The organism is Fictibacillus sp. 26RED30 (assembly GCF_015903845.1).
Taxonomy (GTDB): Bacteria; Bacillota; Bacilli; order Bacillales; family Fictibacillaceae; genus Fictibacillus; species Fictibacillus phosphorivorans.
The window spans coordinates 15,932-37,445 of the sequence record NZ_JACZDV010000004.1 but is presented as its reverse complement, the minus strand read 5'-3'; the positions used below and the strand labels follow the sequence as shown (position 1 = coordinate 37,445).

At 40.1% G+C, this 21,514-nt stretch carries 18 protein-coding genes; 12 read left to right on the top strand and 6 right to left on the bottom strand.

Annotated features, from left to right (window positions below; all coding sequences use genetic code 11):
• Window positions 1-7 precede the first annotated feature (7 nt).
• Complete coding sequence (locus IHV11_RS18235; protein WP_197195804.1) at window positions 8-970, bottom strand: LacI family DNA-binding transcriptional regulator; 963 nt, start codon at window positions 968-970, stop codon at window positions 8-10.
• Between the two features lie 91 nt (window positions 971-1,061).
• Here IHV11_RS18235 and IHV11_RS18230 point away from each other — a divergent pair, with 91 nt between their 5' ends.
• The 12 genes from IHV11_RS18230 (at window position 1,062) to IHV11_RS18175 (ending at window position 15,341) form a co-directional block, all read left to right on the top strand.
• On the top strand, window positions 1,062-1,223 hold the full coding sequence (locus tag IHV11_RS18230) for a hypothetical protein (protein WP_197195803.1): 162 nt from the start codon (window positions 1,062-1,064) through the stop codon (window positions 1,221-1,223).
• Between the two features lie 142 nt (window positions 1,224-1,365).
• Entirely contained in the window at window positions 1,366-2,127 is a 762-nt protein-coding gene (locus IHV11_RS18225) for a threonine/serine exporter family protein (protein ID WP_191754508.1), read from the top strand.
• Window positions 2,128-2,142: 15 nt separating this feature from the next.
• The gene (locus tag IHV11_RS18220) at window positions 2,143-2,598 is read left to right on the top strand and encodes a threonine/serine exporter family protein (RefSeq protein WP_137791495.1); all 456 of its coding nucleotides are present in this window, start codon (window positions 2,143-2,145) and stop codon (window positions 2,596-2,598) included.
• 364 nt (window positions 2,599-2,962) lie between these two features.
• A complete protein-coding gene (locus tag IHV11_RS18215) occupies window positions 2,963-4,384 on the top strand; it encodes an alanine/glycine:cation symporter family protein (protein ID WP_197195915.1) in 1,422 nt (473 codons plus the stop codon).
• 641 nt (window positions 4,385-5,025) lie between these two features.
• Window positions 5,026-6,024 (top strand): cation diffusion facilitator family transporter, encoded by a 999-nt coding sequence (locus IHV11_RS18210; RefSeq protein ID WP_197195802.1) that lies wholly within the window; start codon window positions 5,026-5,028, stop codon window positions 6,022-6,024.
• A 134-nt stretch (window positions 6,025-6,158) separates the two neighbouring features.
• Window positions 6,159-7,916 carry an ABC transporter ATP-binding protein gene (locus IHV11_RS18205; RefSeq protein ID WP_197195801.1) on the top strand — a complete coding sequence of 586 codons (1,758 nt, stop codon included), beginning with the start codon at window positions 6,159-6,161 and terminating at the stop codon, window positions 7,914-7,916.
• Window positions 7,882-9,681 carry an ABC transporter ATP-binding protein gene (locus tag IHV11_RS18200; protein ID WP_197195800.1) on the top strand — a complete coding sequence of 600 codons (1,800 nt, stop codon included), beginning with the start codon at window positions 7,882-7,884 and terminating at the stop codon, window positions 9,679-9,681. Before IHV11_RS18205 ends, IHV11_RS18200 begins: the two co-directional genes overlap by 35 nt.
• A 118-nt stretch (window positions 9,682-9,799) precedes the next feature.
• Window positions 9,800-11,068 (top strand): ATP-binding protein, encoded by a 1,269-nt coding sequence (locus tag IHV11_RS18195; RefSeq protein ID WP_197191869.1) that lies wholly within the window; start codon window positions 9,800-9,802, stop codon window positions 11,066-11,068.
• Between the two features lie 43 nt (window positions 11,069-11,111).
• Complete coding sequence (locus IHV11_RS18190; protein WP_186320649.1) at window positions 11,112-11,282, top strand: hypothetical protein; 171 nt, start codon at window positions 11,112-11,114, stop codon at window positions 11,280-11,282.
• 278 nt (window positions 11,283-11,560) lie between these two features.
• A complete protein-coding gene (locus IHV11_RS18185; RefSeq protein ID WP_197195799.1) occupies window positions 11,561-13,057 on the top strand; it encodes a phytoene desaturase family protein in 1,497 nt (498 codons plus the stop codon).
• Window positions 13,054-14,493 carry a phytoene desaturase family protein gene (locus tag IHV11_RS18180; protein ID WP_197195798.1) on the top strand — a complete coding sequence of 480 codons (1,440 nt, stop codon included), beginning with the start codon at window positions 13,054-13,056 and terminating at the stop codon, window positions 14,491-14,493. The genes IHV11_RS18185 and IHV11_RS18180 overlap by 4 nt, the downstream gene beginning before the upstream one ends.
• A gap of 5 nt (window positions 14,494-14,498) precedes the next feature.
• Window positions 14,499-15,341, top strand: coding sequence for a phytoene/squalene synthase family protein (locus IHV11_RS18175; RefSeq protein WP_197132553.1), 843 nt, complete (start codon window positions 14,499-14,501; stop codon window positions 15,339-15,341).
• Between the two features lie 371 nt (window positions 15,342-15,712).
• On the opposite strand, the gene IHV11_RS18170 is transcribed toward IHV11_RS18175, so the two are convergent.
• The 5 genes from IHV11_RS18170 to IHV11_RS18150 form a co-directional block, all read right to left on the bottom strand.
• Window positions 15,713-16,216: a GNAT family N-acetyltransferase gene (locus tag IHV11_RS18170; protein WP_197195797.1), complete on the bottom strand. Its 504-nt coding sequence runs from the start codon at window positions 16,214-16,216 to the stop codon at window positions 15,713-15,715.
• Between the two features lie 110 nt (window positions 16,217-16,326).
• The gene (locus tag IHV11_RS18165; RefSeq protein ID WP_197195796.1) at window positions 16,327-17,826 is read right to left on the bottom strand and encodes a phytoene desaturase family protein; all 1,500 of its coding nucleotides are present in this window, start codon (window positions 17,824-17,826) and stop codon (window positions 16,327-16,329) included.
• Window positions 17,823-18,929, bottom strand: coding sequence for a glycosyltransferase (locus IHV11_RS18160; RefSeq protein ID WP_197195795.1), 1,107 nt, complete (start codon window positions 18,927-18,929; stop codon window positions 17,823-17,825). Before IHV11_RS18160 ends, IHV11_RS18165 begins: the two co-directional genes overlap by 4 nt.
• Window positions 18,930-18,934: 5 nt before the next feature.
• The gene (locus IHV11_RS18155; RefSeq protein WP_197195794.1) at window positions 18,935-19,774 is read right to left on the bottom strand and encodes a carotenoid biosynthesis protein; all 840 of its coding nucleotides are present in this window, start codon (window positions 19,772-19,774) and stop codon (window positions 18,935-18,937) included.
• A gap of 2 nt (window positions 19,775-19,776) precedes the next feature.
• Complete coding sequence (locus IHV11_RS18150; protein WP_197132565.1) at window positions 19,777-21,282, bottom strand: phytoene desaturase family protein; 1,506 nt, start codon at window positions 21,280-21,282, stop codon at window positions 19,777-19,779.
• Between the last annotated feature and the right edge of the window lie 232 nt (window positions 21,283-21,514).

Here is a 21,514-nt window from a genome sequence, read left to right as displayed (position 1 = left end):
TTTTTATTTAAACCGTCTTCCTCTCGATCAATCGTACCTGGATCTCTTCATGCGAAACTTCATGATCGTTCAATGCTTGCTGAAAAAGTTTTTTGCCGACTTCAACAAAAGGTATTTCAAGTGTTGTAATATGCATTACTTTTGAGATGGGTTGATTATCAAAGCTCATGATTGCGACGTCGTCAGGTACAAACAAACCGTTTTCTCTGCATGCTGTTAAGATTCCTGCAGCTACTTGATCACTCGTGACAAGTAAAGCGGTCGGACGATTTTTCATATCCAATAAATTCTCTACCACACTGACCCCATCTTCTACATCGAAACGGCTTGTGAAAATATAATTTGGTTCATAACGTAAGGAATACCTTGTTAGAAATTCTTTATAAGCAGCATCTCGTTGCTTGCTGTTAGTTCCAGTCTGTCTCCCAATCGTGTAGCCAATATGGTGATGCCCTTTTTTGTACAGATAATCTAGAGCCATTGTAAATGTTTTATAGTGATCAATAAATGTAGTAGAGATCTTATCGTTTCTTGAATCTTCACAAAGGACGATTGGTCCATACTTTCTGTAACTTTCAATGACGTCCCACTCACAGATCCTAGAGCAGATGATCAGTGCATCAATCTGCTTATCTTCAAGCATCCTTAAAGCTTCCATTTCTTTCGCTTCTTCATAGTTGGTTTGAATAAGAGCAAGCTTATAGTTGTGGTTCAATGCTGCGTTCGCGATTCCCTCGATCAATAAACCAAAATAAGGGTGGTTAGAGAAAGGAACGACTACACCTATCAAGTGCGTCTTTCCTCTGCTCAGATGAACGGCGTTAATGTTACGGTGATAATTGAACTTTTTCATAGCAGCTTTAACGGCTGATACTTTATCCTCACTTACATACGGATGATTATTGATCACACGGGAGACTGTCGTAACAGAAACACCGGCCATCTTTGCGATATCTCTTATATTGGTCATGCCTTCACCTTTTCTTTTAAAAAAGTTTTTCTTGCTCTGAAACGCGTTTCATACCATACCCTTTGTATATATCCAAAAGGAGGTATGCCGTATGGTGATTTTAACTGGCATTGTTAGTCTAAGTTTTATGTGCTTCTCAGTCCTGTACCTGTCTTCGTTTACAGTTTCACTTCAGGAAAAAAGCGGACTGCCCCAAAAGAAAAGGGATAAAAAGGATCAGTTCAGTTATTTGTTTGATGTGTATGGTGACTAACCTATTAAATTTATTGTAGTAACATCTGTAAACTTGTTCAACTCCATTGCCGAAATTAGTCACAATCAGTTAAACTGTAAAAATATTAACGCTCTACTTTTGGGTAGAATGAAGGTAAGTAATTAATTGGAGAGTATGCTAAATGGAAATGGAGAAACAAGAAACCTACGACATAATGGCAGTTTGTCTACTAGCAGGCAAAATTATGCTGCAAAGCGGAGCTGAAACGTACCGTGTGGAGGATACGATGATGCGTATCGCTTCTTCTTTTGGTGCTTATCAGTCGCACCCTTACGTAACACCAACAGGAATTCTTTTTTCTGTAGAAGGTGATGAGCCTACAAAGACGAAGCTGATTCGAATTGTCGAACGAACAACAGATCTAGAGAAGGTCGCACAAGTGAATGGTATATCGCGTAGAATCAGCGCTGGTGAATTTACGATCGAAGAAGCATATAAAGAGCTAAAAATGATTAGTGCATCAGGTTCTCCTTATTCTTTGTGGATTCACGTATTAGCAGCAGCTGTCTCTTCAGGCTGTTTTCTAATCATGTTTCAAGGGGAATGGAGAGACTTTTTGCCCGCTTTTATCACAGGTGGACTAGGGTTCTTGTCCCTGCTTTATTTTCACCAGCTAGTTCCTATAAAATTTTTCTCGGAGTTTTCTGCTTCCCTTTTAATTGGATTACAAGCTCTCTTCTTTGTTTCGACAGGAATTGGTGGTGAGCTGGACAAAATTATTATTGGGTCCGTTATGCCTTTGGTACCGGGTTTGCTGATTACGAATGCTGTTCGTGATTTAATGGCAGGACACCTTATCTCGGGCCTGGCTAAAGGCGCAGATGCTTTTTTAACAGCTTTTGCAATAGGTGCAGGAATCGCTGTTATCTTTTCATTTTTTTAAGAAGGAGCGTTCACGATGACAATTGTTGAACAGATCATTACAAGTTTTATAGCGTCAGCAGCGTTTGTTATCATTTTTAACGGTCCGAAGCGCTCCCTGTTTCACTGTGGCTTAGTAGGAATGATCGGGTGGATATTCTATTTTTTATTAGAAACTAATGGTGTAGATATGGTGTTAGCAACGGTTATCGCATCGTTTACGATCGCTATCGCTTCACAATACTTTGCCAAAAAGTACAAGACACCCGTTATCATATATAGCGTAGCTGGCATCATTCCGTTAGTACCGGGCGGTATTGCATACAATGCAATGAGAAGCTTCGTGGAGAATGATTATAATCTTGCAATTAATCTAGCTGCTAAAGCCTTTATGATTTCAGGTTCTATTGCGATCGGTCTTGTTTTCTCTGAAGTCATCAACCAGATTATTCGGAAATCAAAGCTTAAGACGATTGTAAACAAAACGCACTAACCCTAATAATAGTTATGTAAAACCATCTGATGATCAGGTGGTTTTTTTATTGCCCATTTAATCATGCTTATATTTTACTATTTTTTTCTGAATATTTGAGATTCAACTAGGAACTGTACACGACAAAAGATACAAATGTCCATACTGGAAAGAATTTTATCTTGTTTTCTTACCATGACTAACTTCATAATAGGTAAAAAACCGTAAATAATTTTGGCGTTTCTAGTCACAATTTGTAATCATATATGATTTATCATATAATTACAAATAGAGAAAATTTTCAGTCAAATACAAGGGGGTAAAGTTTTTGAACAGCTTTGAAACGTTTGTAGGAGATGCAGTGGCGATTCTGTGGAGTCAGCCGATGATTTATTTTTGTTTAGGCGTAGGGCTATTATTCTCAATTTTAACGAGATTTTTGCAAGTTCGTCACTTTAAAGAAATGATCAAACTCATGTTAGAAGGAAAAAGTTCGAAAGCTGGAGTCTCCTCTTTCCAAGCTTTGGCGATTGCGTTATCAGGCCGAGTAGGAACGGGTAACATCGCAGGAACAGCAACTGCGATCGGATTTGGTGGCCCTGGTGCGGTTTTCTGGATGTGGATGATCGCATTTATCGGTGCTTCTAGTGCTTTTGTTGAATCAGCACTTGCTCAAGTGTATAAAGTGAAACAGGACGGGGAATATCGTGGTGGCCCTGCGTATTATATTGAAAAGGGTATAGGTTGGAAATGGTACGGGATTATTTTCGCCATATCAGCTTTAGCTGCTATGGCACTACTGATGCCGGGTATCCAGTCTAACTCGATTGCTGCTGGACTTGATAATGCTTTTAACATCAATCCGTCCGTAACGGGTATTTTCTTAATTGTTATTTTAGCCGCTATCATTTTTGGTGGTGTTAAAAGGATTGCCAATGTAGCGCAATATGTGGTTCCTTTTATGGCAATTGGCTATGTGCTTGTTTCATTAATCATTGTTGCTTTCCATATCCCTCAGATTCCTGAAGTACTTTCTTTAATTTTCAGGAGTGCGTTTTCTTTTGATTCTGCATTTGGTGGAATTGTAGGTTCTGCGATCATGTGGGGCGTTAAGCGTGGAATCTATTCAAACGAAGCGGGGCAAGGTACAGGGCCTCATCCAGCTGCAGCAGCTGAAGTATCGCATCCTGCTAAACAAGGACTTGTACAAGCGTTCTCTGTATATATTGATACATGGCTTGTATGTACAGCAACAGCGTTCATGATTCTTTTTACGGGAATGTACAATGTTCAAAATGAAGCAGACAACTCGTTTATTGTTGAGAACCTTCCTAACGTAGAAGCGGGGACTGCTTTTACTCAAGAGGCTATTGAATCTGTTCTTCCTGGGTTCGGTTCTGGCTTTGTCGCTGTATCATTATTTTTCTTCGCATTCACAACGATTATGGCGTACTACTATATTGCAGAAACGAATATCGCATACCTTATGAGAGGCCGTAACAACAAAATTCCTATGTTCTTGCTTAAAATTGTATTGTTAGGAACGACGTATTACGGAGCAGTGAAAACAGCAGACTTAGCTTGGGCACTAGGAGACCTCGGTCTAGGTATCATGGTTTGGCTGAACTTGATCGCTATCCTGATTTTAGCTAAGCCAGCACTTCGTGTATTAAAAGATTACGAGGAGCAAAAGAAAGCTGGGCTTGATCCAGTTTTTGATTCAACCAAACTGGGCATTAAGAATGCTGAGTATTGGGAAGGCGGATATAAAGAGTCTCAAGGTAATAATGAAGAGAAAGTATCATAGTGAACAATTATGAACAGGCTGTTTATAGCAGCCTGTTTTTTTATTGTGGTTTAAATAAGAAGCATTACAGGAATTCTTATTAAAAAGATGTACTCGTGTTCATTGATGTTTTATGAAAGTAGTTCATTTCCTTTCCAAGTGCTCGCTTTCCGCGGGGCAGGTGGTGAGCCACATTTATACGTTTCACTTTTAAGTGTCTCACCTGGCTAGTTACAGCGGCTAGCCCCTCGAGGTCAAAGGTTTAACGGTCAATAAGGCAAAGTGCGCCTTCATAGTCCATTCAACTTTTGCTTGTCGGGGCTGAACGAGCCACTGCCACTTTGAAGACTGCCCGCCTGTCCTAGCCGAGAGTCTCGCACCTTCCACTCCAATAAACTTCAAGGGAGTCAATGAGCTGAAGGGAAAATTTTTTAGAAAAGTGCGTAACAAGTCTTTTCTTCTTCTTTTTTGCTTTTGGAAGTAATTGATTTATTTCCATGTTTCGTTACACTTTCTTTCCAAGGAGAGTCATTCAAGCTATCTACTCAAATTAGCTGTTGTATGGCTACGCAATCTAAGCTTCAATAAGGTAATCATAAAGAATAAGATTAACAAGCTATTTTTATTGTTAAAAAAAACAAAACAAGAGTGGAGGCAGATCTTTGATTGAACTACTTAAAAAAGGAAATAAGTCGTCTGGCATTGCCGCATTAGGAAACACAGTACTTGCTATTGCAAAAGGGATTGCTGCCGCAGTCAGTGGAAGTGGTGCTATGTTTGCAACAACTCTGCACTCGGCTGCAGATGCATTAAACCAGGCATTTGTATTTTTCGGAAGTGCTCTTTCTGAAAAAGAACCGACTAAACGATTTCCAGCAGGGTTTGGCCGTGTTGTGAATTTGTTCGTACTGGTAGCTGTTATCGTAGTTTCGATCATGGCATATGAAACGATATTAAAAGGTTGGAAACTCATACAGAATCCACAGTCTTCAACGAATCTATTATTGAATATATCAATTATGATACTAGCGATCTTAGTTGATGGTTTTATCCTTATTAAGGCGATGAAGGAGATCGTACATGAGACGAGAAGTGATGCAAAAGGATTTGGGATCGTAAAGGAATCTTTTAAGAATGTTGGTTTAGCCGCACCACCAACCCGCTTAGTATTTTATGAAGATTTAATCGCAACTTCTGGTGCTTTGTTAGCTCTCATATCTATCGTGTTGGCAGACTTAACAGGCGCGTATATATTGGATGGTATCGGAACATTATTGATTGGAATTCTGCTCGTTGTTGTAGCTTTTAAGTTAGGGATTGAAAACACACGAGGGCTGATTGGTGTTGCTGCTCCAAAAGTCGTTGAAGATCGAATTGCGAATGTGATTCTTTCAGACCAAGATGTCGTGGACATAAAAGAGCTAAGAATCCTACAAGAAGGTAGAAGGTATCACGTAGAAAGCTATATTGAATTAAAAGAAGGATTTACTTTGGCTGATGCTGATGATATTAAGTATCGGGTGAGAGATAAGCTTTTAGAAGATACCGACATTGGTGATGTTACAATGGGGATCTTAGAAACTGACCATGTAAAAACATGGCCAAAGAAAGCAGAAATTGAAGTGAACGGAAAAGAAGATAAGGTGGAGAAGACTCGCTAAGCATATTGGCGGGTTTTTCATTTAGAAAAAAATAGGATAAGAAGTCGAAATAGTTAAATATTTTTAAGAAAAAGGATAATATAATGATAGATGGTTAAGTTTGTTAAACATCGGTAATGTTCGGGGGATAAATTATGTGGAAAGTATTTTCGTATTTAAAAGCGTACCGTGTCGCGATAGGTGTTGCACTTTTTTTAACGTTAACTGAACTTGGAGTTGAACTTCTGCAGCCGTTAATTATGGCGAAAATTATTGATGACGGTATCTTAAAAAGTGATTTAAGCGTTGTTAAGTATTGGGGAGCTGTCATGTTTGGGCTTGCTCTAGTAGCATTTGCAGCCGGCATTGCGAATTCATTCTTCTCAGCACATGTTAGTCAGAACTATGGTTTTGATATTAGACGGCGTGTTTTTGAGAAGGTGCAGTCTTTTTCTTTTGTGAATTTCAATAAGTTCCCTGCCTCATCGTTAATAACACGAATGACAAATGATGTGACACAACTTCAGAATACAGTATTTATGAGCTTGCGGATCATGCTTAGAGCACCTCTGTTACTAGCAGGTGGCGTGATCATGTCTTTAATCGTGAACTGGAAACTGGCTCTAGTGCTAGTTGTTTTATTACCGTTCTTGTTATTTTTCTTAAAATGGGTTCTCCAGACTGCGGGCAGTATGTTTAGGGATGTTCAAGACAAGCTAGATGGCGTGAATCGTGTGATGCGTGAAAATCTGATGGGAATGCGTCTGATCAAAGCCTTTTTACGAAGAGATTTCGAGAAAAATCGCTTTGAACAAGCGAGCGGAGAATTGAAGGAAAAGACAGTCTCATCTCTTCGCTTAATTGAGGTATCAATTCCTGTCTTATTGTTTGTCATGAATATTGGGATTTTGTTCATCCTTTGGTTCGGCAGCAGACAGGTTAGTATGGGGTCAATTGAGGTAGGAGAAGTGGTAGCGATCGTAAACTACTCATTCCGTATTTCCTCTGTACTGACGATTATATCGTTTATTATTGTGGCTTTCTCCCGTGCAAAAGCATCTGCACAGCGAATAGGAGAAGTGCTTGATACAGAGATTGACTTAGTTGAATCTCAGGATACAGACCAATCTTTAGCGATAAGTGACGGATTAGTCGAATTTAAGAATGTTTCTTTCCACTATCCAGAGAGTGATATACCTGTTCTTCGAAATCTCACTTTTTCTGTAAATCCAGGACAGACGTTAGCGATTCTTGGTTCAACAGGTTCTGGTAAGACTTCACTCTTTCAACTCGTACCTAGGCTTTATGATGTAACAGAAGGTGAAGTACTTGTTGATGGGATAAATGTAAAGAACTATCCGATTGAAACGCTTCGAAAAGCAATCGGTGTTGTCCCTCAAGAAGCCGTTCTTTTTACTGGGTCTATCTCAGAGAATATTGGCTGGGGAAAAGAGGGAGCCACTTTTGATGAAGTTGTATCAGCGGCTGTCGATGCACAAATTCATGAGACTGTAGAAAAATTGCCGAATCAGTATGATACCCGAGTGGGTCAGCGTGGTGTCAACCTCTCTGGTGGACAGAAACAGCGTTTGTCTATCGCAAGAGCACTACTTCGCAAACCGAAGATACTCATGCTGGATGATAGTACGAGTGCATTGGATTTGAAAACGGAAGCAAAGCTGTTAAGAGCGCTAAAAACATACTCGTGCACTACATTTATTATTACGCAAAAAATCAGTACTGCGATGGAAGCGGATCATATTCTGCTCTTAGACGACGGAGCAGTTGAGGCATGGGGAACACATACAGAATTGATGAATACCTCACCATTGTATGTAAAAATCGTTCAATCACAGTTTGGGGAGGAGGACTTTCAGCATGTCAAAGGATTCAAACAGACCTCATCCACATAATCATTTATTTGGAAAAAAAGTAAAACCTAAAAATTGGGCAAGTACGATCAAACGGATCGGAAGTTATTTTTCTGATCAAAAATTCCTTCTGAGTCTAGTGTTGCTCATGGTCATCATAAGCTCGGCTTTAAGCTTACTCGGTCCTTTTTTGATCGGTATGGCTATAGATTCGTATATCGTAAAAGAAAATATAGATGGATTAAACAAACTTTTATTCGGTCTTATCTTTGTATTTGTAGGTCAATCTCTTTCGACTTGGCTGCAAAACTATTGGATGATCGGCATCGCACAAGATACCGTATTAAGAATGAGAAACGATCTGTTTAGCCAGTTTCATCGATTATCGATTTCCTTTTTTGATAAACGGCAACATGGTGAACTGATGAGCCGGGTAACGAATGATATAGAAAATGTCAGTTCCACGCTGAACAGTTCGTTTATTCAAGTATTCTCAAGCATACTCACCCTTGTTGGAACAGTCGGTGTCATGATCTATTTAAGTCCCATACTAACGCTGATCTCTTTATCTATCGTTCCACTCATGTTCTTTGGTCTAAAGTGGATTACAAATAGAACAGGTGCGCGGTTTAAAGAGCAGCAAAGAAATCTGGGTGAGATCAATGGATATATCGAAGAGATCACTTCTGGTCAGCGTATCGTAAAATCGTTCTCACAGGAAAAAAGAGTAATGGAAGAATTTATGGCTAAGAATGAGCGGTTGAGAGAGTCTGGTTATTGGGCGCAGACCTTCTCCGGTTTTATACCGAAATTGATGAACGTGCTCAACAATGGAAGCTTTGCATTAATTGCTGGAATCGGTGGCATGATTGCTCTAGAGGGAAAGGTTTCAATCGGTGTAATTGTTATATTTGTTGAGTATTCGAGACAATTTACGAGACCACTCAATGATTTAGCCAACCAATTTAATACGTTACTTTCTGCGGTTGCTGGAGCAGAGAGAGTCTTTGAAATCCTTGATGAATCACAAGAAGAGAAGGATGAAAACGGGGCTGCTGAACTGCCTTCTGTAAAAGGAAAAGTAGAATTTAAAGATGTTTCGTTCTCTTATGAAAAGGATGAAAAAACCGTGAGTGGATTGAGTTTTTCTGTGAAAGAGGGAGAGACGGTTGCCTTGGTGGGGCCGACTGGTGCAGGAAAAACTACCATCGTAAATCTGCTTTCTAGGTTTTATGAAAGCGATAGTGGTCAGATCTTAATCGATGGACATGACATTAAAAAAGTGAAAAGAAACTCGCTCCGTAGTCATATGGGGTTTGTTCTTCAAGATTCTTTTTTGTTTGAGGGAACAATCCTTGAGAATATTCGGTATGGACGGTTGAATGCGACGGATGAAGAAGTAGTGAATGCTGCAAAACTAGCGAATGCTCATTCTTTCGTTCAGAAGCTGCCTAAAGGTTATCGAACGATACTGAACCAAGAAGGCAGCGGCATTAGTCAGGGACAAAAACAGCTTTTATCTATCGCAAGAGCGATATTGGCAGATCCGTCTTTACTGATTTTAGATGAAGCGACTAGCTCCATTGATACGATTACTGAGATGAAGATACAAGAAGCCCTGCAGCGTCTTATGCAGGGTAGAACGAGCTTTGTGATCGCACATCGATTGAACACGATTCAACAGGCTGATCAAATTTTAGTCCTTCACGATGGTGGTATCCTAGAAAAAGGGACACACGGAGAGCTGCTAAAAAACAAGAAATTCTATTATTCTCTCTATCACAGTCAATTAAAACAAGATGCATGATAAGTGAATATGTTTGGTGAATGAGACTTTAGTCATAACAAAAGGGCGATTCTTGAAGGAATTGCCCTTTTTTTGTCGTATTGATAGAACATAAGACACTCGGACTAAGGAGTATAGAATGATTGTTGAGAAGCTGCTTTTACATGTTTTAATTGTTCTTGCGCCCGTATTGAGCTATAGCTTTTTGTTCGAACATCGGAAAATAGGCAGGTCACCATATTTCTTAGGCTTATTATATGGTTCGGCCGCATCGCTTTGTATGTATTTTGCCTATTATGATTCTTCACTGTACTGGGATCTAAGGTATGTTCCAGTCGTCCTGTCTATTTTTTATGGTGGTCCGATTTCTGGAATCATAACGATAGCTGCTCTTATGCTGACTAGAACAGCTATGGGTGGCGAAACCCTGTTCTTAGCGTATATCGTAGCAGTAATTGCTTGCTCAGTCCCTTTTTTCATCTATAAATACTTCTGGAAATCCACCCCGAAGAAGAGGGTTCATCTCTCAATTATAATAGGGTCATGGCCAGCGCTTGTTCAGTTAATCATCCTGTTGATCTATTTGTCTTTTAATCAGGATTTTTTAGTGTTTGATCAAAAATTAGTACTATACATAGGTGTGTTTGGCACCATTCAGATCTTAGCAGTGGTTTTCGCAGCTGTTCTTAATGAATCTGTCATTGAAAGAAACTTGATGAAAGATGAGATACGTCGTTCTGAGAAGCAGCATACGCTTGGAGAGCTCGCAGCATCCATCGCACATGAAGTTCGTAATCCGCTAACTGTTGTAAAAGGGTTTCTTCAGTTGATGGAAGGGGAAGACGAGAGACATAAGCATTACTATCCACTCATCCTTAGTGAACTAGGAAGAGCTGAAAATATTATTAGCGATTACTTGAATTTTGCAAAACCTGAATTTAAAAAGATTGAGACATTCCCTCTTCCCTTATTAGTAATGGAATTAAGCATTCTATTAAACCCTTATGCGTTAAAGGAAGGAATTTCGCTCACACACACTATTGAATCAGACGCTGTCATAACTACGGACCGCAATCAGTTAAAACAAGCACTTATAAATATTTTGAAAAATGCTGTAGAGGCAACACCGAAAGAAGGACGCGTGACTATAAAATTAATAGAAGAGGATGACAGCGTAAAGATTATTGTGAGGGATACAGGTAAAGGAATGACGAAAGAACAGCTTGCACGGGTGGGTTCACTTTTCTTTTCCACGAAAGAGCAAGGAACCGGTTTAGGAACGATGGTATCTACGCGAATCATTGAATCAATGGGTGGAAGAGTAGATTATACGAGTAAGTTGGGAAAAGGGACGAAAGTTAGTGTTACACTGCCTCTCACTCACCTTCTTAGTAGAGAAACGGTTTAAAAACCGTAAAAAGGGGGAAAATGCTGAGAAGAGGTGAAGCAGCATGGATAACTTTATGTCTGAACTCTTTAAGTTTTTTGGAGGCTTCTTAAATGTCAGCTTATTGTTAGTTGTCATTATTGTTATATTAATTGTGCGCCAAGCTAGAAAGAAAAAACCAAAAAATGAAGAAGAAGACTATCTTAATCACAAAGAAAAACATTCAAAAGAATGATGTTCAGAAAGCCTGTAGAACCTACAGGCTTTTTTGGTAATTTGTCATATTTTATGTTTTATGTTTAAAGTTTATTTTATTTAAACTTTTGGGAAGGTTTTCTATTTCTTACGTCGAAGTTACATACACATCATATGTGAAGAAGCACACATCAACGAAACTTTTTTGAGTGTGCTTTTTTATATCTTTTAAATTTGCCAATCATAGAACACGCATCGTATAATTTTTGTATAATATTTTGTATAAAGTTTGTAAAAGTAGAAGGTAGGTATGTATGTATGAAATCTGTAGCTGTAATTGGTGCGGGTCCTGGTGGTCTAACAGCGGGCATGCTATTAGCCAGTAAGGGATATCAAGTGACAGTATACGAAAAACAACCGTTTATCGGCGGGCGTACTTCTGCTTTTCATCAAGATGGTTATACGTTTGATCGGGGTCCGACCTTTTTAAATATGCCTCACATCTTGGAAGAAATGTTTCAGCTTGCGGATCGACGCTTAGAAGATTATATCGAGTTAAAAAAACTTGAACCAATGTATCAACTGAAATTTAAAGATGCAACGATTGATTCAACAACAGACCAATCCGAGATGTATAAGAATATTGAGACAGTCTTTCCTGGAAACGGCGAAGGCTATAGACGTTTTATGAAGAAAGAAAAAGAAAAATTTGAAGCGCTCATGCCCATTCTACAAAATAAGCATGACTCTCTGTTGGATTATTTGCAGTTTAAGTTTATTAAAGCACTGCCAAAGTTAACGATAACCGATTCATTGCACGATCAACTCTCAACGTATTTTTCTGATGAAAGGCTGCGACTCGCGTTTACGTTCCAAGCAAAATACTTAGGAATGTCTCCTTGGGAATGTCCTGGTGCGTTTACGATTCTTTCTTATATGGAACATGCTTACGGGGTGTACCATCCTGTAGGTGGTGTTAACAAAATTACAGAAGCAATGGTTAAAGTGATTAAAGAATATGGTGGTGAAGTAGCAACCTCATCAGGAGTAAAGGAACTTATTATCGAAAAAGGAAAAGTGAAGGGCCTTCAACTGGATTCAGGCGAACAGGTATTTGCGGATGAAGTAGTGATTAATGCGGACTTCGCTCATGCGATGGAAAAGTTGATGCCTAAAGGATCTACTAAAAAGTATACGAGCGATAAATTGCTGAAGAAGAGCTATTCTTGTTCTGCTTTTATGCTATACGTGGGTGTGGATAAGAAATACGACCTTCCGCATCATACGATCGTTTTTTCTGAAGATTATCGTAAGAATGTTGAAGAGATTACGAAGAAGAAGATTTTGTCTCAAGACCCTTCTATCTATATTCATAATCCTTCTGTAACTGATCCGACTCTTGCACCTGAAGGAAAGTCTGCTCTTTACATCTTAGCTCCTGTTCCTAACAATTTTAGTTTGATCGATTGGGAACATCATAAGCATGCTTTTAAAAAGCTTGTTCTAGAGCAGCTTCAAGAACGGACGGATTTTAAAGACTTGGAACAGCATATTGAAACAGAATATATGTTTACACCGCTTGATTGGGAAAACGAACTCTCTGTATACAAAGGTGCAACATTTAACCTTGGGCATCAATTAACCCAGATGATGTACTTTAGACCACATAATAAGCAAAAAGAGATCGAAGGGTTGTGGCTCGTAGGCGGAGGTACCCATCCGGGCAGCGGTCTTCCTACGATTATGGAATCTGCCCGTATCACAACTACGATGATGGCAGAGAAACATAGCTCGATGGAGGTTCGATCCGTATGAATGCTGGAATTGTTGGCGGAGGTATAGGTGGCTTAATTACAGCACTCTACTTAAGAAAACAAGGTAAAGAGGTTACAATCTACGAGAAAAGTTCCAGACTTGGCGGCAGGTTGAACTTTTTTGAAAAAGAAGGATACAAAATTGATAGCGGACCTACAATCGTGCTGCTTCCTGAAATGATCTATGAAATTTTAAGTGAGGTTGGCATTGAGCGCGATGAACTAGAGCTGATCTTATGCAGTCCAATGTATAAGCTGAATTATCCAGACGGATCTCATTTTTATAAAACGAGTGACCTGCCTGGACAGTTGAACGAGATCACGAGAATGTTTCCAGGTGAAGAGCAAGGATTCTTACGGTACGTTACGGATATGTACGAGCGTTTTCACCAGGGAAAGACAGCATTCTTAGATCGTTCTTTCGTAAACCGAAGGGATTTCTGGACACCGAAAAACCTGCACACACTTACAAAACTAAAAGCTTATCAATCTGTAAAAAGATTAGCAGAAGCATATTTCAGCCATCCTAGAATGCAGGAAGCTTTTTCGTTTCAAACCTTATATATCGGAGGATCACCCGAAAACTCCCCAGCCATGTATTCGCTAGTGCCATTTAGTGAACATGCTCACGGGATCTGGTATGTAAAAGGCGGGTATGGAAGTGTTGTAGACTTGCTGCAAAGAAAGTTAGTCGAGCAAGGGGTAGAGATTCGATTGAGTACCCCAGTAGAAGCATTATCGTTACAAGGCAATTTCTGTAACGGGGTGGTGACAGAAGAAGGCACTCACCTGCATGACATGGTCATTTATAATGGTGACTTTCCTGGTATTCACCATCTCATTCCAGGACCAAAGCCGGTCAAGAAAAACTACGAATCTTCTTCTGGCTGTTTCCTTTTATATCTTGGTCTAGACAGAATATTTGATGAGGCGGATGTTCATCAGTTCTTTATGACTGATCACTTCGATGAACATATGCGAGAAGTGTTTTTACAAAAGAAGTTGCCTCAGGATCCAGCTATTTATACGTTCTATCCTTCAAAAATAGATCAGACACTCGCACCAGAAGGGAAAAGTGTTTTGTACGTACTCGTTCCAGTTCCATCAGGAGACACAGTGGATTGGGAGTCTGAAAAACAAGCATATGCTGATTTTATTATTGATTCTTTGGAAAAAAGAGGATATCCAGGTCTGAAGCAGTCTATCGTTTGGAGCGAAATCCGCACACCTAATGATGCACTCACTGATGGGTTGTACCAAGGTGGCAGTTTTGGTATCGCGCCGACTCTTAAACAATCTGGCGTCTTCCGGCCTCAGATCAAACCTCTTCCATACGAAAATCTGTACGCGGTCGGTGCATCTATCCATCCAGGTGGAGGAGTGCCCATCGTTATGCAGAGTGCAAAACATCTAGCCAAATATCTTGAAAGGGCGTGAAACAGTTGGTAACGGTTCAGGAATCTTATTCTTATTGTGAAAGTATCATTAAAGTTCATTCTAAAACCTTTTATAAAGCATTTTCATTTTTACCGGAAGACAAGCGACGTGCCGTTTGGGCCGTGTACTCATTTTGCAGAACGGTAGATGACATTGTAGATGAGGGAGATAGCCCAAAGGAAGAGCTAGCAGTATTTAAGGCAGAGTTCAATCAGTTTCTTAACGGCGTGATTCCTGCAGCCGAGCCAATGTGGATCGCACTGCAGGATGTTTTTCAAAACTTTGAGATGGATCATCAAGCCTTTTTAGATATGATTAAAGGTCAGGAAATGGATCTATATAAGACCCATTATGATACGGTGGAAGAGCTAGAGTACTACTCGTATCATGTTGCTAGTACAGTTGGCCTGATGTTGCTGCCGATATTAGCCCCTGAACAAAAAGATCTGCTTCGCGAAGGAGCGATCTCACTAGGCATCGGTATGCAGTTTACGAATGTACTGCGGGATATCGCAGAAGACTTAGATCGTGACAGAGTTTATGTTCCAGCGAAAGTGATGGCTGAACACAGCTATACAGAAGAAGATCTGAAAAAGGAAATCGTTGATGATCGCTTTATTGCGGCATGGGAGAGTATAGCGATTCGTGCGGAAGTCTTTTATGCAAAATTTAATGAAACACTAGAACACTATCCGATCGAATCAAGAATGCCTGTGCAGCTAGCAGCGATCTATTATCGCGAGATTCTAAACAAGGTTCGTAAGCAGAATTATAAAGTGTTTAGCGGAAGAGTGTTTGTATCAAGTGCTGAAAAAGGGGATCTGTTGAAGCAGATTGCTGTGAAATAACCTTATACTTGTAAAAGAGCTGATAAACAGGTCGTTGCCTGTTGTCAGCTCTTTTTAAATTTTATTTTGATCTTAGCTTCTGTTTCAGTTACTTCAGGTTTCTCAGCAAAGGGGTATAGAGCTATGTGTAGGAGTCGAATAATGTCGACTCGCTGATATATGTGCAAAACTCGCCGTATTCTGGCCGAAATCTCCCCGTATTCATTCAGTAATTTCATGAATTATAGCTGAAATTTACTGAATTAAAAAGTGGTATACCCCTAATGGTATAACTTCAAAGGATATGCGAGTGCAAAACAGTACACATTTCATGAATCAAAGTGACGAAGACAGATTAATTCTTAAACATACTCTTAAAACTTATAAAATCACTATAAAAACAACACCATGTGTTCTTCGTCGTGAAACTGACCATCTACTTTAAGTGCTTTTTCTTCATATCCGTATGATTTGAAACCAAGTGATGTATAAAGGTTTTTTGCTTTTTCATTTTTTGCTTCTACCGTTAAGTTCAGTTTCTCAAGCACTGGTATGGTTTTTGCGTGTCCGATAACTGCGTTCATGAGGGAGCGGCCAACGCCAGCTTTTCTGTTCTCAGCGCTCACATACATGGCATAAATGTTGCCGCGGTGCTGCATCTTTAACACTTTTTCTTGTACTAAAGTAACGTTGCCGATCAGGTTCCCTTCATTAAACATACCGAACGTATAACTGCCTTCTTCTTGTAATCTGCTTGCTACTTCTTTGATAGGCTCTTTTCTTTGGATTGCTTCTTCATAACTCGAAGCGAACGCTTCGGGGTTTGATTTCAATGCCTCTAGTCGAAGCTCCCAATATGCTTTTGCGTCATCAGGTTTTAAGAGTCGGACTTCCATATGATATCCCCCAATATTTTTAAAAATAAGTGTACCACAAAATGGAAGTAATATGAAAGATGAATTTAAAAACGAGCAAACGCCTAGGGTGTTTGCTCGTTTTTATTGATTTATGATAATTGTTTGGGGACAGACCCCTTTAGTCCCTTCAGCAGTTCGCGGGCGACGTTGCGCCCGCTCATGATGACCATTGGGGAGCCGCCACCAGGATGGGTTGTACCTCCAGCGAAATACAAATTGCTGATGTCTTTAGAGCGGTTAGAAGGGCGTAAGAACGTGTTCTTACGTTCATTCGCTGAAATACCATATAATGCCCCTTTAAAAGCTCCAAATTTAGCTTGTATGTCGTGAGGGGTTATCATCTTCTCATGCATGATATGCGGCCTGAACTGTAGACCGAACGACTCTAGACGGTCATATACTAAATCTCTGTATCGCTCGTACGTATCAAGACTTTTAGAAGCAGCAGCTTTTATAGGCGGTGCGTTAACTAATATAAACAGGTTATCGCCATCAGGAGAAACGGTTGGATCCGTTACAGATGAATTTGAAATATAGATGGTTGGGTCATCGGAATATTCTCCGTTGAATAACGTGTCGAATTCTCGTTTGTAATCGCTCGAGAAATACACTTGATGATGCAACAGATTATCTAAACGTTTGTTTAGTCCTACTAAAAGAACAAACGCAGAAATCGAAGGAGAATAACTTTCCACTTTTTTATTCTTCATAGAAGGTCTGTAGCGTTCTTCTACGAGTTTAGGATACGCTTCGAGCAGATCTCCGTTCATTACGACAGCATCGAACGTAACTTCTTCTCCGTTTGAAAGGATCAGTGATTTTGCTTCAGCATCCATAACGCTTATTTTTGTAACTTCTACCCCTGCATGTAAATGAACCCCAAGCTTTTCTGCTAGGCGCACCATACTTTCTGCGATTTTTACGTTGCCACCTTTTACGTAGTAAACCCCTTGAATCATCTCTAGATAAGCGATCAAAGAGAATGTAGCAGGTGCTTGAAAGGGGGATGAACCTATGTAAGTGGCATAGCGGTTAAAGGTTTGCAGCAATAGCGGATGATTAAAATATTTACGATGAAAGCTGTCCATAGATTGCAGTGGCCGCACTTTTGTAAAAGCATTGAACAGTGAGGGAGAAAGATAGTCTTTCATACTCGTAAAGGTCCTAGGGAAAAATTCTTTCTCTGCTAGATGATATAAACGAGTCACTTCTGCAAGGTAATCTGAATATCGTTGTGCCGCATAGGGATCAAGTTCTTTTAATTGATTCATCACATGATCCACATCGGTCGACATCTCAAAAATTTCCCCGTGGCTGCTAATATTTCGAGTATGCGTATCTAATTTGATCCATTCAAAATAGTTTCTAGGATCCTCATCAGCATCCAGAAACACTTCGTCAAATATTTGAGGCATCGTGATGGTGTTCGGTCCGAAATCAAACGTGTGAGAACCTAAAGAAACAGGCATCAGCTTCCCGCCAAAATGCTCGTTTTTTTCATATATGTGTACTTCACAACCATTACTGGCAAGAGAGATACTTGCAGATAATCCGCCAAGGCCGCCGCCGACAATTGCGATTTTTCTCATTGATAGGAACGTCCTTTCCATTCGTAGCCTTGCTTTTTCAGAGCTTTCCACATAGAGGCATTCACAAGCACGACCAACCCTAATGCAGATAACGGCATGGTGAAGGCAAGGTAAGCTTTTTGTCCCGTGAAGAGGTCGACATAAGCTTTTTGGATGACCGTGATCAAGTAAGGCAGCAGCCATAAAAATTGCTCAGTGAGTATGCCGTATATGAAGAAAAACAAAGGTGCTATGTAAAATACGGTGTAAAAAACAGATAAAAAAATTACAAGAAAGATGGAACGACCTAATCCAGGAAACAGGTTCTTTGTAAAGCCGTTCCACACTTCTTTATTACTGTGATACATGAAACACGATACATATTTCGTTACGTTCGCGAGTACAACTTCATGACGCCCTCGCTTCATAGCTTTAGCCAAATCCACATCATCAACTAAAGAGTTTTTTATGCTAGCATGACCACCAATCGCGTGGTAATCCTTACTCTTAAACAACATGAACGCACCATGTGCAGCTGTTGCGGGTGGCCATTTTGTAAAGTTCGCAAAAAGAAGCGGAAGATGAAAAAGGATAACAAAATGCTGTAGAGGAACAATCAGCTTCTCAAAAAACAAAGTTACAGGAAACTTTGGAAATCCAGACAATAGACTAGCTTTCCGCTTTTTTAATAGTGTTAGTGAAGTCTCGATCGTATGAGGATGGAGGCGAACATCCGCATCGATAAACAAAAGGTAATCACCTGTGGCACTTTGACTAAGCTGGTGACAGGCATGAACTTTACCAGCCCAACCGGCAGGAAGTTTCTTTCCTTGTAGAACGGTAAAACGGCTGTCGTTATCAATGTGCTCCAACAGCAAGTTATAGGTTTCATCATCTGAATGATCATCCAATATGGTAAAAGATATAGGACGATGAGTCAGTCCTTTTAAAGTGCTAACAAGACCAGCTACGTTATTCTCTTCATTACGCATCGGTACAAAAACAGCAACCCTCTCTGAATGAGAAGCCCGTAAAGAGGGCTTTTTTAGAGAGGGTAAAAAGAGACTATTTAATAGGGTTGCCGCTAAAAAGAGAATGGCAGCTGCAATAAATAAGAGAACCATCTTTATCACCTTTTCCCCGAGCTGTAAGCTATACTGCGATTTAGAGAAAGTGGTTTATTGTTAATGCGATATAAACTCAACAAGACGATACTAGCGAGAGTCACACCAATTGAAGCTAGATACAGCTCTGATGTTAATCCTAGTACCACAAACATGCTCGTGACCATCAAAAACACAGCAATTGTGCGAGAATGCCAATAGGGGTGCGTTGTCGTATCCGTTTTTTTCGTTATATGCAATCCTGAAACTAAAGCGATATGAAAGAAGCTAGCCAAAAGAAACCAACCAACAAAATTTTGCAACGGTATTCCGTAATACATCCCTGAGCCATCCCAGAACCAGTAACCTTTAACAAGGTAAGCGACAGGATCGATAATCCCATCCATGACAACAGCGATCAGACCACCTGTAACGACATAGAGTGGAAGTTTTATCGCTGTTTGACCTTTATATGGATTAACGATTCCACCAGCGATCGCGTGTGAGACAGCGATAATCATCACCCACGCGAATCCGATGGCAACAGGAACACCCAACCATTGTAAACCGAGCTGATCGCTATAATTATAGTGACCGAAAATCAGGCCGGTCTTGACGCCAATACTCTCTGCTACGATACTTCCAAACAGAACAAATAATGTAAAAACAGCGCCAAAGTTACCGTAAGTTCGATAAAAGTAAAATCCTCCAAGAACACCGCATGCGATTAGAAACACGCTGTTTGCCCACTCCAGAGAAGGAGGAAGAATATCAAAAACAAGAAGTATTAATCCTACGCTGTACCAAAAGATAAAGAACCGAAAAAGTACTTTATCGATGGTGCCATGCTGCTGTGCGGTTTGCAATATTACCCGATCTCCTTTGAAACATTTTTTAAATCTTCCCCTATTAAATCAGCTGTCAGCTGTCCAGATAGTGTTACCATTGGAACGCCTCCGCCAGGGTGTGTAGAGCCGCCTACGAAATATAGATTTGTAAATTGATTGCTTCTGCTCGGAATCTTAAATCCGCCGTTCATCTTACGGTCTGTTCGAATGCCGTAGATAGATCCTCCGTTCGGTCCGTACAGTTCTTTTAATGTGTCAGGTGTAAACGTGTATTCCCACTCCACGTGCTGGCGTAGGTCTTTAGCTCCCATGCGCTCAAGTTTGTTCAAGACAAGCTCACGATAGCTTTCAAGGTTGCTTTCCCACGTTTCGCCTTCTTTAAGAGGTGGTACATGCGTTAGGACGAACCAGTTATCTTTACCTTCAGGTGCTTGAGTTGGATCGGTTTTTGATGAAATCCCCACATAAACGGTTGGGTCGTCTGCAAGAATACCAGTGTTAAAGATTTGATCGAATTCCCTTTCCCCACTTTGAGAGAAGAAGAAATTGTGATGCGCAAACTCATCGTACTTCTTATCAACTCCAAGCAATAAGACAAGGCCTGAAACAGTAGGTTCGTATTTACTTAGATCTTCTGCTGCTTTTTTAGCTTGCGGATGATTTGAGAGAAGTGTCTTGTATGCTGGTATCGCTTCTAAGTTAGAAACAACGATATCTGCATACATCTCTTCGCCGTTCTCAAGCTTTACTCCTTTAGCCGTAGTGCCTTCTGTTAAGATACCTACTACTTTTTGATTCGTTCGAACATCAACGTTATATTCGTTTAAAACACTTAAGATCGATTCAGCAATTTTGTACATTCCGCCTTCCACATAATAAATACCAAGGCCGAGCTGAACGTGTATCAACTGAGAAAGAACAGCTGGTGCCTGATAAGGGGAGGAACCGATATACATGATGAAGAAATTAAATAGTTGTTGAAGGTGTTTGTCTTTAATGAACTTTTTCGTTGCTTGGTCCATTGATTTTACAGGATCCATCGCAAGAAGCTCTTTAAAGCTGTGAAGAGTGCGCAGATCGTTTAATCCAGTTAAACTTTTCTTATAAAAACTCTTCATGCTAAGTTCGTACATTTGGCTGCAATAATCCAGATATTTAAAGAATGAAGCAGCATCTTGCGGATTTACTTTACTGATTTCTTTCAGCATCTCTGGCAGGTCGCTCGTCACATCAATTACCGTGCCATCTTCAAAGAACGTTCTCCACTGTGGCTCGATACGCTGGATGTTTATGTAATCGTGGATGTTCTTTCCAGCAGATTCAAATAGCTGTTCAAGCACCCATGGCATGGTTAAGATGGAAGGCCCTGTATCAAAGGTATAGCCTTTTCCGGAACGCTGATTCAATTTGCCGCCGATACGTTCATTCTTTTCGAGTACAGTTACTTCGTGTCCATCAGCTGCTAATCGAAGAGCTGCTGATAGTCCTCCAAGTCCGCCGCCTACAACTAACACTTTTTTCTTCATCAAAATCCTCCTCGGTATTGGGAATGAAAGGTTAAGATTGTTTCTTAGCTGTTGCTGTACGACTGTTCCTCTGTATTGTATAGTTTATGTACAACCATTGTAAAATTATTGAACGCTTTTTCAACATATTCAGAAAGTCATTCTTTATTTTCAGTTCTTGACTGAATATAAAAACTCCTCTTTTTTTAAGAATTGTTTGAAAAAAGAATACAAAGCCCAAGCTGTAACTACA

Excerpts from the sequence above, each read along its gene's own strand:
- IHV11_RS18180 (WP_197195798.1), top strand. The coding sequence starts at position 13,054 with ATGAATGCTGGAATTGTTGGCGGAGGTATAGGTGGCTTAATTACAGCA.
- IHV11_RS18185 (WP_197195799.1), top strand. The coding sequence starts at position 11,561 with ATGAAATCTGTAGCTGTAATTGGTGCGGGTCCTGGTGGTCTAACAGCG.
- IHV11_RS18165 (WP_197195796.1), bottom strand. The coding sequence starts at position 17,826 with ATGAGAAAAATCGCAATTGTCGGCGGCGGCCTTGGCGGATTATCTGCA.
- IHV11_RS18235 (WP_197195804.1), bottom strand. The coding sequence starts at position 970 with ATGACCAATATAAGAGATATCGCAAAGATGGCCGGTGTTTCTGTTACG.
- IHV11_RS18215 (WP_197195915.1), top strand. The coding sequence starts at position 2,963 with ATGATTTATTTTTGTTTAGGCGTAGGGCTATTATTCTCAATTTTAACG.
- IHV11_RS18195 (WP_197191869.1), top strand. The coding sequence starts at position 9,800 with ATGATTGTTGAGAAGCTGCTTTTACATGTTTTAATTGTTCTTGCGCCC.
- IHV11_RS18230 (WP_197195803.1), top strand. The coding sequence starts at position 1,062 with ATGGTGATTTTAACTGGCATTGTTAGTCTAAGTTTTATGTGCTTCTCA.
- IHV11_RS18150 (WP_197132565.1), bottom strand. The coding sequence starts at position 21,282 with ATGAAGAAAAAAGTGTTAGTTGTAGGCGGCGGACTTGGAGGACTATCA.
- IHV11_RS18170 (WP_197195797.1), bottom strand. The coding sequence starts at position 16,216 with ATGGAAGTCCGACTCTTAAAACCTGATGACGCAAAAGCATATTGGGAG.
- IHV11_RS18190 (WP_186320649.1), top strand. The coding sequence starts at position 11,112 with ATGGATAACTTTATGTCTGAACTCTTTAAGTTTTTTGGAGGCTTCTTA.
- IHV11_RS18205 (WP_197195801.1), top strand. The coding sequence starts at position 6,159 with ATGTGGAAAGTATTTTCGTATTTAAAAGCGTACCGTGTCGCGATAGGT.
- IHV11_RS18225 (WP_191754508.1), top strand. The coding sequence starts at position 1,366 with ATGGAAATGGAGAAACAAGAAACCTACGACATAATGGCAGTTTGTCTA.
- IHV11_RS18220 (WP_137791495.1), top strand. The coding sequence starts at position 2,143 with ATGACAATTGTTGAACAGATCATTACAAGTTTTATAGCGTCAGCAGCG.
- IHV11_RS18160 (WP_197195795.1), bottom strand. The coding sequence starts at position 18,929 with ATGGTTCTCTTATTTATTGCAGCTGCCATTCTCTTTTTAGCGGCAACC.
- IHV11_RS18200 (WP_197195800.1), top strand. The coding sequence starts at position 7,882 with ATGTCAAAGGATTCAAACAGACCTCATCCACATAATCATTTATTTGGA.